At 66.4% G+C, this 13,602-nt stretch carries 16 protein-coding genes; 6 read left to right on the top strand and 10 right to left on the bottom strand.

The annotated features are described in order from the left end of the window. The 6 genes from CSW58_RS01755 to CSW58_RS15575 all read left to right on the top strand — a co-directional run. On the top strand, nt 1–1,198 hold a 1,198-nt coding region (locus CSW58_RS01755; protein WP_143755044.1), incomplete at its 5' end, for a TonB-dependent siderophore receptor. After that, the gene (locus CSW58_RS01750) at nt 1,195–1,500 is read left to right on the top strand and encodes a TonB-dependent receptor (protein WP_099446069.1); all 306 of its coding nucleotides are present in this window, start codon (nt 1,195–1,197) and stop codon (nt 1,498–1,500) included. The genes CSW58_RS01755 and CSW58_RS01750, both read left to right, overlap by 4 nt. Nucleotides 1,501–1,556: 56 nt before the next feature. Continuing rightward, complete coding sequence (locus tag CSW58_RS15985; protein WP_099446068.1) at nt 1,557–1,940, top strand: hypothetical protein; 384 nt, start codon at nt 1,557–1,559, stop codon at nt 1,938–1,940. 236 nt (nt 1,941–2,176) lie between these two features. Further along, a complete protein-coding gene (locus CSW58_RS01740; RefSeq protein ID WP_099446067.1) occupies nt 2,177–2,707 on the top strand; it encodes a hypothetical protein in 531 nt (176 codons plus the stop codon). A gap of 26 nt (nt 2,708–2,733) precedes the next feature. Then, complete coding sequence (locus CSW58_RS15580; RefSeq protein WP_099446066.1) at nt 2,734–4,047, top strand: TonB-dependent siderophore receptor; 1,314 nt, start codon at nt 2,734–2,736, stop codon at nt 4,045–4,047. Next, entirely contained in the window at nt 4,038–4,715 is a 678-nt protein-coding gene (locus CSW58_RS15575; RefSeq protein WP_161494540.1) for a TonB-dependent receptor, read from the top strand. Before CSW58_RS15580 ends, CSW58_RS15575 begins: the two co-directional genes overlap by 10 nt. A gap of 65 nt (nt 4,716–4,780) precedes the next feature. Here CSW58_RS15575 and CSW58_RS01725 read toward each other — a convergent pair whose 3' ends face one another. The 10 genes from CSW58_RS01725 to CSW58_RS01685 form a co-directional block, all read right to left on the bottom strand. Further along, the gene (locus CSW58_RS01725) at nt 4,781–4,981 is read right to left on the bottom strand and encodes a hypothetical protein (RefSeq protein ID WP_099446064.1); all 201 of its coding nucleotides are present in this window, start codon (nt 4,979–4,981) and stop codon (nt 4,781–4,783) included. Nucleotides 4,982–5,033: 52 nt separating this feature from the next. Then, on the bottom strand, nt 5,034–5,180 hold the full coding sequence (locus CSW58_RS14635; protein WP_236627590.1) for a hypothetical protein: 147 nt from the start codon (nt 5,178–5,180) through the stop codon (nt 5,034–5,036). 137 nt (nt 5,181–5,317) lie between these two features. Continuing rightward, on the bottom strand, nt 5,318–5,707 hold the full coding sequence (locus CSW58_RS14630; protein WP_236627589.1) for a hypothetical protein: 390 nt from the start codon (nt 5,705–5,707) through the stop codon (nt 5,318–5,320). Between the two features lie 142 nt (nt 5,708–5,849). Next, a complete protein-coding gene (locus tag CSW58_RS01715) occupies nt 5,850–8,048 on the bottom strand; it encodes a 3-hydroxyacyl-CoA dehydrogenase NAD-binding domain-containing protein (protein ID WP_099446063.1) in 2,199 nt (732 codons plus the stop codon). Nucleotides 8,049–8,187: 139 nt separating this feature from the next. Then, entirely contained in the window at nt 8,188–9,393 is a 1,206-nt protein-coding gene (locus tag CSW58_RS01710; protein ID WP_099446062.1) for an acetyl-CoA C-acetyltransferase, read from the bottom strand. A 23-nt stretch (nt 9,394–9,416) separates the two neighbouring features. After that, entirely contained in the window at nt 9,417–9,896 is a 480-nt protein-coding gene (locus tag CSW58_RS01705) for an OsmC family protein (protein WP_099446061.1), read from the bottom strand. Next, the gene (locus CSW58_RS01700; protein WP_099446060.1) at nt 9,896–10,255 is read right to left on the bottom strand and encodes a hypothetical protein; all 360 of its coding nucleotides are present in this window, start codon (nt 10,253–10,255) and stop codon (nt 9,896–9,898) included. Before CSW58_RS01700 ends, CSW58_RS01705 begins: the two co-directional genes overlap by 1 nt. Next, entirely contained in the window at nt 10,255–11,418 is a 1,164-nt protein-coding gene (locus tag CSW58_RS01695) for an acyl-CoA dehydrogenase family protein (RefSeq protein ID WP_099446059.1), read from the bottom strand. Before CSW58_RS01695 ends, CSW58_RS01700 begins: the two co-directional genes overlap by 1 nt. Before the next feature lie 2 nt (nt 11,419–11,420). After that, complete coding sequence (locus tag CSW58_RS01690) at nt 11,421–13,214, bottom strand: acyl-CoA dehydrogenase C-terminal domain-containing protein (RefSeq protein ID WP_099446058.1); 1,794 nt, start codon at nt 13,212–13,214, stop codon at nt 11,421–11,423. A gap of 38 nt (nt 13,215–13,252) precedes the next feature. Continuing rightward, a partial coding sequence (locus CSW58_RS01685; RefSeq protein ID WP_099446057.1) for a MerR family DNA-binding protein occupies nt 13,253–13,602 on the bottom strand: 350 nt, incomplete at its 5' end.

Here is a 13,602-nt window from a genome sequence, read left to right as displayed (position 1 = left end):
CACCAACGTCATCGAACTGCGGGCCGGCACGGGCTCGAGCACCAGCGTTTCGGCCGTCAAGACCGTCCGCCTGGGCGAACGCCTGTCGTTCCGGATCTCGGGCGGCGTCGACCACGCCGATGAGTGGAAGAACACGACCTCCGGCGTCGGCGCCGTCCTGGCCGCACAGACCCACAATCCGTCGACGGCCCGCGCCAATATCGACGCCGTGGCCCAGTTGAACGACAAGACCACCCTGCGGGTCGAAGGATCGATGTCGAACGGCTCGAGCACCCAGGTGATCTCGACCTTCGCCTACGCCGTCCACCGCATCAAGACCGACTCGCTCAAGGCCACCCTGAACGCGGACACCAAGGTCGGGCTGATTCAGGCCCAAGCCTATCACAACGGCCTGGACGGTCTGACGCCCGGCCGCCGCTACCTGAACGACATCACCGTCTACAGCCTGGAAGACCTGTTCAAGATCGGCGCGGCTCACACCGTGCGCGTCGGCCTGGAATACCGCGACAACCAGCTGGACACCGCTGGCTATGCTGGCGGGAAGATCAGCTACACCGTGCTGGCCCCCTCGGCGATGTGGAACTGGGTCGCGAGCCCCAAGCTGTCGGTGACCGCCGCGGTCCGCCTCGACAAGCTGAGCCTCAAGCGCACTGGGACCTTCCCCGTTGGCACGCCGCAGGCCAATAACAGCCTCTGGGATCGTGACATCAGCGAGACCAGCGTCAATCTCGGCGCGGTCTACAAGGTTTCGGACAGGGACACCCTACGCGCCACCTATGCCCGCGGCGTTCAGGCTCCGACCCTGCTGGAACTGGGCGGCCTGCTGATCCCGCCGGCCACGCCCGCGCCGACCGGCGTGCTGATCACGGGCAACCCGCTGCTGGAGCCGGCCATCGTCAGCAACTACCAGCTGACCTTTGACCACGCCCTGCCGTCGCTGAACGCCAAGGCCAGCATCAAACTGTTCACCCAGAAGACCGAAAGCGTGAAGGGCCAGTTCAGCACCGGGGCGGTCGACTTCGCGCCGACGGCGACGACCTGGACCACCTTCACCTACAAGAACGTCTCCGACTCCGAGATGAACGGCGTCGAGCTGGCCGCCTGGCTGGCGGCTTCCACTGGAACGCTGACACGACCTATACGAACGTCGAGGACGCGCCATTCACGACGGCGTCCTCGATCATTCTGCGCAAGGTGAACTTCGAGGCCTCCTCGCCCAAGTATCGCAGCAACCTCGCCGCGGGCTGGGCGAACGACAAGTGGAGCCTGGACGGCTACGCTCACTTCGTGAGCAAGTTCAACTCCTACAACGGCAACCTGCTGGAACCGGTCAAGGGCTTCACCACCGTCGCCGCTCGCGTCGCCTATGCGTTCGCGCCGGGCGCCGAAGTGTCGCTGAACGGCCAGAACCTGATGACCGAACGCCAGTCGCAGGCCAAGGGAAAAAGCGGTCTGGAAGCCGAGCGTCGCGTGATGCTGGGCGTCAGCAAGAGCTGGTAAGCCTAGACTAGCACCGCAGAGCGAAGGGCCCCGCCGCAAGGCGGGGCCCTTTTTCTTTGAGGGCGGTCAGGCGCCGTCGCCGGCCTCGACAGGGTCCGCCCACGGTCGTCGAGCGCTGGAAGTTTGAGCGCGGACGCGGGCCGGGGATCCTGCATCTCGCGACCTGGGTTGAGGCGGATCTTCACCGCGGCCAGGTGGCGGGCCGCGCCGCCGTGCGCCTCAAGGTCAAGGGGTTCACCCCCGACCTGATCATCGCCCACGCCGGCTGGGGCGCGACGGGCCCAGGGACGGTTTTCAGGGCTGGCGCTTCGGTGCGACAAAATGTCCGAACTCACCCTTTTCGGTCGCAAAATGACGCATCTATTCAGCCGATATTCTTCTCGAAAACTCTCAGAGAAAATGGGATTTCTTTAAAAGGCCAAATCTATGAGACAAAATAGTACAATTATAAGTCCATCTATTCCAAGATTTGTACATGACCCAAGGATAGTGAGGACTTTAGACAATTATCATATCGTAAAAGTTGTTAAATAGCATTATCTCTACTTGTGAAATTGTTCCACTGTCGGATAAAATATCAGCGTTATGCGAACATGGGTTACGCTCTGTTCACTGCTGTCTGCGCTTTTCCCGATCAGACAGCCCGGCACAAGCCTCGGGCAGGGGATAAACCGCAATGCTGAAAAAGACCAAGTCAGGGGCCGTCGCGATCTGCGCCCTGGCCCTGTTCGCGGCGCCGCTCGCCGCCCATGCCGACGCCGCCAAGGACCTGCAGGTCGCGGGTCGCGCCCTGACCTTCCTCGAGAACGGTCCGACCGGAAAAGCCACGCTGGGCGTGGTGTTCGATCCATCCAAGCCGGCCTCGGTGGCCGAAAAGAACGCCGTCATGGCCGCCCTCGGCGGCGGCATGAGCACGGGTGCCCTGACCCTGGTCGGCAAGGCGGTCGAGGCCGGCGATGTCGGCGGCGTCTCTGGCGTGGCCGCTCTCTATGTGACGACCGGCGTCAATGCCGGCCCGGTCGGCGCCGCCGCCAAGGGCAAGAAGATCATCACCATCGGTTCGGACATGTCCTGCGTCACCAGCGGCGCTTGCGTGATGAGCGTCTCGGCCGATCCCAAGGTGGAAATCGTGGTCAGCCGCTCGGCGGCCGCCGCGGTCGGCGCGGTCTTCAAGGCCGCCTTCCGCATGATGATCCGCGAAGTCTGACCCCAGCGATTTAAAGAGACAAACCCATGAAAACGACTCTCTTCGCCGGCGCTTCGGTCGGCCTGATCATCCTGGCTTCGGCCACCACCGCTTCGGCCCAGTCGATCGACTATGGCGCCATGGAGCAGCTGTTCAACGAGCCCGTGACCACCAGCGCCACCGGCTCCCCCCAGCGCTCGACCGAAGCGCCGGTCGCGATGGAAATCATCTCCGCCGCCGACATCAAGCGTTCGGGGGCCACCGACCTGCCGACCCTGCTCAGCCGCGTCTCGGGCCTGGACGTGCTCAACGCCGGCGGCGCCGCCGCGGATATCAGCGTGCGCGGCTATGACCGGTCGATGTCGCCCCGCCTGCTGGTCCTGATCAATGGCCGTCAGGTCTATCTTGACCACTATGGCTATACCGCCTGGGCGACCCTGCCGGTCCAGCTGGAAGAAATCCGCCAGATCGAGGTGGTCAAGGGTCCCAACAGCGCCCTGTTCGGATTCAACGCCGTCGGCGGCGTGGTCAACATCATCACCTTCAACCCGAAGTACGACAATGTCGGCTCGGTCACCGTTCGCGCGGGCATGGGCGGCCATGAAGAGATTTCGGCCGTCAAGACCTTCAAGCTGGGCGACAAGTTCTCGGCCCGCCTGTCGGCCGGCGCCGTTCAGATGGACGAGTGGAAGAACACCGTCGGCGTCGTCAGCAACCTGCTGACCGACCCGGCCCGGGTTTCGGCCAATCTCGACACCCTTACCCAGCTGACCGACAAGACCGAACTGCGCGTCGAAGGCTCGTGGTCGAACGTCCAGATCAGCGAGATGCTGTCCAACAACACCTATTCGCCGACCAAATATGTGACCAGCTCGGTCAAGGCCGCCGTGGCGTCCGAAACCAAGTTCGGCACGCTTGAACTGTCGGCCTATCGCAACATGCTGGCAGCCAAGCACATGGTCGCCGGTCAGTTGGCCAAGTTCGACAACGAAATCACCGTGGTCAGCGCCCAGAACCTGTTCAAGCTGGGGGCCCAGCACACCTTCCGCGTCGGTGGCGAGTATCGCCACAACGAGGTCAATACCGCGCCGATCGGCGGCGCCCAGATCGCCTATGACGTGCTCGCCGTCTCGGGCATGTGGACCTGGGCGATCAGCGACAAGCTGTCGACCACGGCCGCCGTCCGCTATGACAAGCTGGATCTCGAGCGCACCGGCGTCTTCCCGGTCGCCTTCCCGATGGCCAACAACGCCCTCTGGGACCGCTCGATCAAGGAAACCAGCTATAATCTGGGCCTGGTCTATCGTCCGAGCGACCTGGCGTTCGGCCGACCCTGGTCGACCTCGGCGCCGTGCAGCTGAAACTGGCTGTCGGCCCGTTCACCATCGGCGCCAGCGGCAACCCGGCCCTGAAGCCTTCGATCGTCACCAATTTTGAGCTCGGCTATGACCGCGCCCTGCCGGCCCTGAACGCCAAGATCGGCGCTTCGGTGTTCGTCCAGAAGACCGAGGACGTGAAGGGTCAGCTCTCGTCGACCCAGCTCGATATCGCCCCGACCGCGACCACGCTGCCGATCATCAGCTATCGCAATATCGGCGAGTCAGAGATGACGGGCGTCGAGCTCGCTGCCTCGGGCACGATCGAGGGCGGCTATCACTGGAGCGCCGACTACACCTGGACCGACGTCGAAGACCAGACGCTGGCCGGCTATTCGGCCGTGGGTCGCGGCACCGCCTTTGCGGAAACGACGCCGGCCTATCGCGGCAATGTCGCCCTGGGTTGGGAAAACGACGCATGGTCGGCTGACGGCTATGTGCGCTTTGTCGGTGGCTTTGCCGGCTACAGCACCACCTCGACCCTGGTGCCGATCGACGGCTATGCTTCGCTCGGCGGGCGCGTGGCCCGCCAGTTCGAGCAGGGCTTCACGGTGGCGGTCAGCGGTCAGAACCTGATCGAAGAGGCTCAGCGCCAGACCGCCGGCCTCGAGGCCGAACGTCGCGTCCACTTGACCGTGTCCAAGAGCTGGTAAGCTCCGCCGTCACGATCTGATGAAGGGTCCCGCCGCGAGGCGGGCCCTTTTTCAGTGAGGATGGCTCAGGCGTCGTCGCCCGCTTCAACAATGCCCCGCATGTGGCCCAGAGCGTCAGGCTCGGCCTGGGCGACTTGGGTGAAGGCCATGGCCAGTTCCGCGGTGGCCTCGGCCAGACTGTACTTGCCGTCGCTGAAGCGCAGCAGGACGCTCTCGATATAGCGATCCAGAAGGATCCGTTCGTCGCCGGTCATGGAGGTGCGCATGAGGCGATGCTAAGCCTCGCGCTCGCCGCGCGCCACGCCCTTTTCACGATCCTCACCAATCGACGTTCTTCTTTTTTCGGCCCAAGGCGAAGAGTCCCGGATAGGGGCCCTCGCCGGTCCGGTACAGGCACCAGTCATCGTCGCGCTTGCAGGCCCCGTCGAAGGCGGCCTTCTTGGCCGGATCGATCACCGCGTACATCGCCGGGCCGTGCTTGTACTTCTCGCCCAGCTTTTCATCACAGACCGCGCGCTCGGCCCTGGTCAGGGCCAGCAGGTCGGCGTTGCGGCAGCCGACGCCGGCGCGGGCCGCCTGGCGCAGGGCGTCGCCGCCGCCGGTCAGCGCCCGTGCCGTGAAGCCGGGCGGCGCGTCAGCGCCCGTGCCGTGAAGCCGGGCGGCGCGACCGCCTGGGTCGGGGCGGCGGGCGCTGCCGGGGCGGAGGCGATCACCGGGGCCGTGATCTGCGGGGGCTGGGCGGCGACCGCGGCGGCGGGGTGTTGTGCCGGCTTGGTCGGGGTGAGCCGATCCTGTGGCGTCGCGGGGCGCTGCAGTTCGACGTCCAGGGCCGGCGGGTCTATCCGTTGCGAGGTCTCGCGAACGCCGCTGACCAGTCCGGCCAACACCAGCAGATGCGCGGCCAGCGAGCCCAGCAGGATCCACGGACCCCCGCGTTTGCGCCGTCGTCGGGGCGCCGGGCGATCGAGGGTCAGGGCGAGCGCCGCCGGCATCGGTGTCTGTCTCGCCCGTCCAAAACGAGCGCTACGGATAGGCGGGACGTGCGGCGCAAGCATGGCCGCAACATCACCGGGCTGAAATGAAAAGGGCCCGGCGTCGCCGCCGGGCCCTCTCATCTGTCAGCGGAAGCCTGGATCAGGCGGCCGCCTTGGTCTTGACGCCGAAGCGGCTGTAGAAGGTTTCGCCCTTCTCGGCCATTTCGCGCAGCAGGGCCGGCGGCGCGAAGCGCTTGCCGTACTTCTGGGCCAGGGCGTCGCAGCGCTCGACGAAGGCCTTGAGGCCGACGCCGTCGATCAGGCTGATCGGACCGCCGGTCCAGGGCGCGAAGCCCCAGCCGAGGATCGCGCCGACATCGGCTTCGCGCGGATCGACGATGACGCCTTCCTCGAAGCAGCGGGCGGCTTCCACGGCCTGGCGATAGAGCAGCCGCGTGCGGATCTCCTCGATCAGGGCCGCGTCGGCGTCCTTGGTGGTGACCGGCATCAGCTCGGCCAGGCCCGGCCAGATGCGCTTGGCGCCGCTTTCCGGATAGTCATAGAAGCCCTTGCCGTTCTTGCGGCCCAGGCGGCCCATCTCGACGACCATCTTCTCGAGGACCGGCGCGAACGGACGTTCCTCGTACTTGTCGCCGAGGTCCTTCTTGGTCTGCTCGCCGATCTTGTAGGAAAGGTCGAGCGCGACGTCGTCGTTCATCTCCAGGGGACCACGCGGCATGCCGGTGGCGCGGCCGACATTGTCGATGATCGCCGGGGCGATGCCCTCGGCCATCATCTCCAGGCCTTCCTGCACGAAGGTGCCGAAGCAACGCGAGGTGTAGAAGCCGCGGCTGTCATTGACGACGATCGGGGTCTTCTTGATCTTCAGGACGTAGTCGATCGACTTGGCCAGGGCTTCCTGAGAGGTCGCCTCGCCCATGATGATCTCGACCAGGCCCATCTTGTCGACCGGCGAGAAGAAGTGGATGCCGATAAAGCTCTCGGGACGCACCGAGGCCTTGGACAGGCCGGTGATCGGCAGGGTCGAGGTGTTGGAGCCGAAGATGGCGGTGTCGGCCAGCTGGGCCTCGGCCTTCTTGGTCACGTCGGCCTTGACTTCGCGGTTCTCGAACACGGCTTCGACGACCAGGTCGGACCCCTTGACCAGGGCGTAGTCGGTGGTCGGGGTGATCAGGGCCAGGATGGCCTCGCCCTTTTCCGGGGTCATCTTGCCGCGCGAGACGGCCTTCTTCACCAGGGCTTCGGCGTAACCCTTGCCCTTGTCGGCGGCTTCTTGCGTTTGGTCGATCAGCACGCTCTCGATGCCGGCCATGGCCTGCACATAGGCGATGCCCGCGCCCATCATGCCGGCGCCGAGCACGGCGACCTTCTTGACGTCGTAGTGCGGCACGCCGGCGGGACGGCCCGAACCCTTGCCCAGCTCCTGGAGGGAGAGGAACAGGGTGCGGATCATGCCCTTGGCCTGGGGCGTCATCATGGTCTTGAGGAAGTAGCGGGTCTCGATCCGCAGGGCGGCGTCGAACGGCACCTGCGTGCCTTCATAGACCGCCTTCATGATGTTCAGCTGGGCCGGATAGTTGCCATAGGTCGTCTTGCGCAACATGGCGTTGCCCATCACGAACACCTGGCTGCCGCCGGGGCTGTAGGGACCGCCGCCGGGCAGCTTGAAGTCCTTCTTGTCCCAGGGGGCGACCGGGTCGCCCTTGGTCTTGATCCAGGTCTTGGCGGCTTCCACCACCTGATCGGCGGGGACGACCTCGTGCACGACCTTGGCGGCCAGGGCCTCGGCCGGCTTCATCGACTTGCCTTCCAGCAGGTAGGAGGCGGCGTTCATCACCCCCATCAGGCGCGGCAGGCGCTGGGTGCCGCCGGCGCCGGGCAGCAGGCCGACCTTGGCTTCCGGCAGGGACAGCTGGATCTTCGGATTGTCGGCCACGACGCGATAGTGGCAGGCCAGGGTGATTTCCAGCCCGCCGCCCATGGCCAGGCCGTTGATGGCGGCGGCCACCGGCTTGCCGCAGGTTTCCAGGGCGCGGAACGCCTTGTTGAGCGCGAAGCCCGCCTCGAAGGCGGCCTTCAGGCCCTCTTCGCCGGTCGCGCCGCCGCCGACACCGCCGCCGCCGCCCAGTTCGCCCAGGTCAGCGCCGGCGCAGAAGCCGGTCGTCTTGCCCGAGGTGATGACCGCGCCCTTGATGTCGGCGTCAGTCTTGATGCGCTCGACGACGTCGCCGATTTCCTTGATCACCGAAGCGGTCAGGGTGTTCATCGTCCGGCCGGGCACGTCGAAGGTGACCAGGGCGATCCCGTCGCCGTCGACCTCGATCTTGAAGTTTTCCATGTTCGTTCGTTCCTCTAGCTCCTCCCCCCTAGGGGGAGGGGGACCGCGAAGCGGTGGAGGGGGCTAACGCGGCGCTCGCCGTGCCGGCCCCCTCAGTCGCTCCGCGACAGCTCCCCCAGCGGGGGAGCAGCGGGTTGAGTTAGACGCGTTCGATGACCGTGGCGGTGCCCATGCCGGCGCCGACGCACAGGGTGAGCAGGGCGGTCTCCTTGTTGGAGCGCTCCAGTTCGTCGAGCATGGTGCTGACCAGCATCGCGCCGGTGGCGCCCAGCGGGTGGCCCATGGCGATCGAGCCGCCATTGACGTTCATCTTGTCGTGCGGGATGTCGAGCGCCTGCATCATCCGCAGGACGACGGCGGCGAAGGCTTCGTTCAGCTCATAGAGGTCGATGTCCTTGACCTCCATGCCCAGGCGCTTGAGCAGCTTTTCGGTGACCAGCGACGGGCCGGTCAGCATGATCGACGGCTCGCTGCCGATCGAGGCGGCGCCCTTGATGCGGCCGCGCGGCTTCAGGCCCAGGGCCTCGCCCATTTCCTTGCTGCCGATCAGCACGCCGGCGGCGCCGTCGACGATGCCCGAGCTGTTGCCGGCATGGTGAACGTGATTGATCTTCTCGACCTGCGGGTAGCGCTGCTGGGCGACGGCGTCGAAGGCCATCTCGCCCATGCCGGTGAACGACGGGTTCAGCGAGGCCAGGGTCTGCATGGTGGTCGAGCCGCGCACGGTCTCGTCATGGGCCAGGATGGTCAGGCCCAGCTGGTCGCGGACCGGGATCACCGAGCGGCTGAAACGGCCATCGGCCCAGGCGGCGGCGGCGCGGCGCTGGCTCTCGACGGCATAGGCGTCGACGTCGTCGCGCGAGAAGCCGTACAGGGTGGCGATCAGGTCGGCGCTGACGCCTTGCGGGGTGAAATAGGTCTTGAAGGCGCTGGACGGATCGGTCGGCCAGGCGCCGCCGTCGCTGCCCATGGGCACGCGGCTCATGCTCTCGACGCCGCCGCCGATGGCCATGTGGGCCTCGCCGGACGCCACCTTGGCGGCGGCCATGTTCACGGCTTCCAGGCCCGAGGCGCAGAAGCGGTTGACCTGCACGCCGGCGACGCTTTCGGCGTAGTCGGCGGTCAGGACGGCGGTGCGGGCGATGTCGCTGCCCTGCTCGCCGACCGGCGAGACGCAGCCCAGGATCACGTCATCGACGTGGCGGGTGTCGAGGTTGTTGCGGTCACGCAGGGCTTCCAGCACCTGGGTGGCCAGGGACAGGGACGTGATCTCGTGCAGGGATCCGTCTTTCTTGCCCTTGCCGCGCGGGGTGCGCACGGCGTCGAAGATGTAAGCGTCGGCCATGGGATGGCTCCTTCTTGGGACGTCTAAACAGGTTGAGGGGTAAGCGCCGCCTCGACCCGCACAGCCGTGCGGACCGAATTGGCGATGAAACAGGCGTGGTGGGCCGCGTCGTGCAGGGCCTCGAGCGCGGCGTCGTCCGGCGCGGCGCCGTCGAAGACGATGTCGGGCCGCAGGGTGACCGTGCTGACCCAGTGGGCGCCCTGATCGTTCTTGGTCATCAGGCCTTCGGCCTGGTCGGTGTAGCGGCTGATCAGGAAACCGGCCCGGCGGGCCAGGTCCAGAAAGGTCAGCATGTGGCAGGACGACAGGGCCGCCACGAACAGCTCTTCGGGATCGACGCCGGCCGGATCGGACCAGGGCAGGGGCACCACCGACGGCGAGGCCGAGGCCAGGGCTGTCACGCCGCCGTCGAAGCTCAGCCGATGGGCGCGGCTGTAGCGCCCGCGGGCGAAATCCGCGCCGGCCTCCAGGCTCCAGTCGATGGTGGCGGTGTGGAGCGACATTACTTCCACGTCCCGATCGGACTCTTGGCGATCAGCTTGCAGGCCATGCCGCGGGCCGAGGCCCGGGCGCTGTAGGTGGCGCGATAGCCGAACTCCGGCGCGGGCAGTTCGCAGGGGGTGAAGCCCGAGGTGGTCACCCGCAGGCTCCAGGTGGCGATCTTGGAGCGCAGCAGGTTGTTGCAGACGTCGGCGCCGGGCTTCAGCGGCAGGGTGAACTCGCCGGGCATCGGCCGCTTGCCGACCAGCTTGCCGGTGAACTCCAGCGGCCGGCGGCCGGGATCCGCGCGCACGCAGACCACCGCCGCCCGCGCGTCGGGCGCGGCGACGGCGGCCTGGGCCAGCAGGATCAGCCCGACCACTACAGGGTCCTCGCGATCAGGATCTTCATGATCTCGTTGGTGCCGCCATAGATGCGCTGGATGCGGCTGTCCTTGTACATCCGGGCGATCGGGTACTCGTTCATGAAGCCGTAGCCGCCGAACAGCTGCAGGCAGCGGTCGACGATCTTGCCCTCCAGGTCGCTGACCCAGTACTTGGCCATCGAGGCGGTGGCGGCGTCGAGCTTGCCGGCCAGGTGCTGCTCGATGCAGTGGTTGATGAACACCCGGGCCACGGTCGCCTCGGTCTTGCATTCGGCCAGCACGAACTGGGTGTTCTGGAAGTCGAGGATCGCCTTGCCGAAGGCCTTGCGCTCCTTGACATAGGCGATGGTCAGCTCGAGCGCCCGCTCGATGGTCGCCATGCCCTGGACGCCGATGTTCAGGCGTTCCTGCGGCAGTTGGCCCATCAGCTGGAAGAAGCCGCGGCCCTCGTCCTCGCCCAGCAGGTTCTCGGCCGGGATCTTGACGTCGTTGAAGAACAGCTCGGAGGTGTCCTGGGCTTCCTGGCCCAGCTTGTCGAGGTTGCGGCCGCGCTCGAAGCCTTCGGCCCCGTCGGTCTCGACGATCAGCAGGCTGGTGCCGCGCGCCCCGGCCGCCGGATCGGTCTTGGCCACCACGATGATCAGGTTGGCGGTCTGGCCATTGGTGATGAAGGTCTTGGAGCCGTTCAGCACATACTGGTCGCCGACCTTCTTGGCGGTCGTGGTGATGCCCTGCAGGTCCGAGCCCGCGCCGGGTTCGGTCATGGCGATGGCCCCGACCAGCTCGCCGGTGCACAGCTTGGGCAGCCAGCGCTGCTTTTGCGCCTGGGTGCCGTATTCGAGGATGTAGGGGGCGATGATGGCGTTGTGCAGGCTGATGCCGAAGCCGTCGACGCCCTTCAGGCCCAGCTGCTCCATCAGCACGACCTCGTGGCGATAGTCGCCGCCGGCCCCGCCGAATTCCTCGGGCATGGACAGGCCCAGCAGGCCCGCCTTGCCGGCCTTGGTCCACATGTCGCGGTCGACGCAATGGTTCTTGCGCCACTTGGCGACGGTCGCCTCGGGGGCGTGCTCGTCAAAGAACTTGCCCACCGCGTCTTCGAAGATCGCGATGTCTTCCTCGGCCATGAAAGCCGGTTTTGCGACGTTGAGCACGCTCATGATCAGAAAGCCTCCGCGGGCAGCGCCATCAGGGTCGCCGAACCGGTCTTGAGCTTGGTCAGATGCGCCCCTGCGTCAGGCAAGATGCGTTCGATGAAATATTGCGCCGTGACGACCTTGGTCGAATAGAACGGATCGGACGAGCCGGCCGCGATCTTGGCTTGGGCGGCCTTGACCTGCAGGGCCCACATATAGGCCAGGCCCGTCAGGCCGAAGAGGTGCATGTAGTCGGTCGAGGCCGCGCCGGCGTTGTCGGGGTTCTGCAGGCCGTTCTGCATCAGCCACATGGTGCCGTCCTGCATCTGCGCCTTGACCTCGGCCAGGGCGGTGATGAAGGGCTTGAGGCCGGCGTCGCCGTCGTTCTCGCCGATGAACTGGTCGATTTCCTGGAAGAAGGTCATCACCGCGCGGCCGCCCTTGGAGGCCAGCTTGCGGCCGACCAGATCGAGGGCCTGGATGCCGTTGGTGCCTTCATAGATCAGGGCGATGCGGCAATCGCGCATGAACTGGCTGACCGGGAAGTGCTCGGTGAAGCCGCTGCCGCCATGCACCTGCACCGCGTCGGAACAGACCTTGAAGCCCTTGTCGGTCAGGTAGCCTTTCAGCACCGGCGTCATCAGGCCCATATAGTCCTCGGCCTTTTCGCGGACCTTCTCGTCGGGGTGGGCGTGGGCCAGGTCGCCGTGCAGGGCGGTCCAGAACAGGAAGGCGCGACCGCCCTCGATCAGGGCCTTGCTCTCCAGCAGCATGCGGCGGACGTCGGGGTGGACGATGATCGGGTCGGCCGGGCCTTCGGCGTTCTTGGGGCCGGTCAGCGAGCGGCCCTGCAGGCGGTCCTTGGCGAAGGCGACGGCGGCCTGATAGGCGGCCTCGCCCTGGGCCACGCCCTGCATGCCGACGCCCAGGCGGGCCTCGTTCATCATCACGAACATGATCTTCAGGCCGGCGTTCTCGCCGCCGATCAGCCAGCCCTTGGCGTCCTCGTACTGCATGACGCAGGTGGCGTTGCCGTGGATGCCCATCTTCTCTTCCAGGCCCACGCACTTGACGCCCTCGTTGCGGGCGCCGGCGCTGCCGTCGGCGTTGGGCAGGAACTTGGGGACGATGAACAGCGAGATGCCCTTCACCCCGGCCGGCGCGCCCTCGATGCGGGCCAGGACCAGGTGGATGATGTTGCCCGACATGTCGTGTTCGCCGGCGCTGATCCAGATCTTCTGGCCGCTGATCCTGTACGTGCCGTCAGCCTCGGGAACCGCCTTGGTGCGCAGCAGGCCCAGGTCCGTTCCACAATGCGGCTCGGTCAGGTTCATGGTCCCGGTCCATTCGCCGGTCACCATCTTGGGCAGGTAGAGCTCTTTCTGGTCGTCGGCGCCGCCGGTGTGGATGGCCGAATAGGCCCCGTGGGCCAGGCCCGGATACATCGAGAAGGCCATGTTGGCCGAGCTCGACATCTCGCTGAAAGCCAGATTGACGACGTGCGGCAGGCCCTGGCCGCCATAGGCGGGATCCGAGCCCAGGCCGGTCCAGCCGCCTTCGCAAAGCTGCTTGTAGGCTTCCTTGAAGCCCGGCGGGGTGGTGACGGTGTTGGTCGCGGCGTCGAGCACGCAGCCATGCTTGTCGCCGACCGTGTTGAGCGGGGCCAGGACCTCGCCGGTGAACTGGGCGGCGGCCTCCAGGATCTGTTCGACCACGTCGAAGGAGGCGTCGGCGAAGGCCGGCAGATGGCCGTGCTGATCGATGTTCAGCATGTCGCGCAGGATGAAGACGTGATCGCGGACGGGCGCCTGATAGGTCATGGAAGGTCCTGGAAGAGGAGGTAGCGGAAAGGGAAGTCTTACTTGCCCAGTGCGGCTTCGGCATGACCATCGAGGCGCGCGCGCAGCATCTGGTCATAATCGGCGGCGCGGGGCAGCAGGTCGGGGCGGATCTCGGTCAGGCGTCGCTCGAGGCGGGCGCAGGCTTCGCGCAGCTCCAGCAGGGCGCCGTCGATGTCGTCGCGCTGCTGCTCCAGCGCCGAGGCGCGTTCGCGGAACTTCTTCAGCGACCGGGCCATCTGGGCCGCGCCTTCGTCGTTCTCGTCATAGAGGTCGAGCAGTTCGCGGATTTCCGACAGCGACAGACCCACGCGCTTGCCGCGCAGGATCAGCTGCAGGCGGACCCGGTCCTTGTGGGAATAGACCCGGT

The organism is Caulobacter sp. B11 (assembly GCF_002737765.1).
GTDB lineage: Bacteria > Pseudomonadota > Alphaproteobacteria > Caulobacterales > Caulobacteraceae > Caulobacter.
This window is presented reverse-complemented; position numbering and strand designations above follow the sequence as displayed.

Excerpts from the sequence above, each read along its gene's own strand:
- CSW58_RS01725 (WP_099446064.1), bottom strand. The coding sequence starts at position 4,981 with ATGCGCACCTCCATGACCGGCGACGAACGGATCCTTCTGGATCGCTAT.
- CSW58_RS01695 (WP_099446059.1), bottom strand. The coding sequence starts at position 11,418 with ATGAGCGTGCTCAACGTCGCAAAACCGGCTTTCATGGCCGAGGAAGAC.
- CSW58_RS01710 (WP_099446062.1), bottom strand. The coding sequence starts at position 9,393 with ATGGCCGACGCTTACATCTTCGACGCCGTGCGCACCCCGCGCGGCAAG.
- CSW58_RS15580 (WP_099446066.1), top strand. The coding sequence starts at position 2,734 with ATGAAAACGACTCTCTTCGCCGGCGCTTCGGTCGGCCTGATCATCCTG.
- CSW58_RS14635 (WP_236627590.1), bottom strand. The coding sequence starts at position 5,180 with ATGTACGCGGTGATCGATCCGGCCAAGAAGGCCGCCTTCGACGGGGCC.
- CSW58_RS01740 (WP_099446067.1), top strand. The coding sequence starts at position 2,177 with ATGCTGAAAAAGACCAAGTCAGGGGCCGTCGCGATCTGCGCCCTGGCC.
- CSW58_RS01690 (WP_099446058.1), bottom strand. The coding sequence starts at position 13,214 with ATGACCTATCAGGCGCCCGTCCGCGATCACGTCTTCATCCTGCGCGAC.
- CSW58_RS01715 (WP_099446063.1), bottom strand. The coding sequence starts at position 8,048 with ATGGAAAACTTCAAGATCGAGGTCGACGGCGACGGGATCGCCCTGGTC.
- CSW58_RS14630 (WP_236627589.1), bottom strand. The coding sequence starts at position 5,707 with ATGCCGGCGGCGCTCGCCCTGACCCTCGATCGCCCGGCGCCCCGACGA.
- CSW58_RS01705 (WP_099446061.1), bottom strand. The coding sequence starts at position 9,896 with ATGTCGCTCCACACCGCCACCATCGACTGGAGCCTGGAGGCCGGCGCG.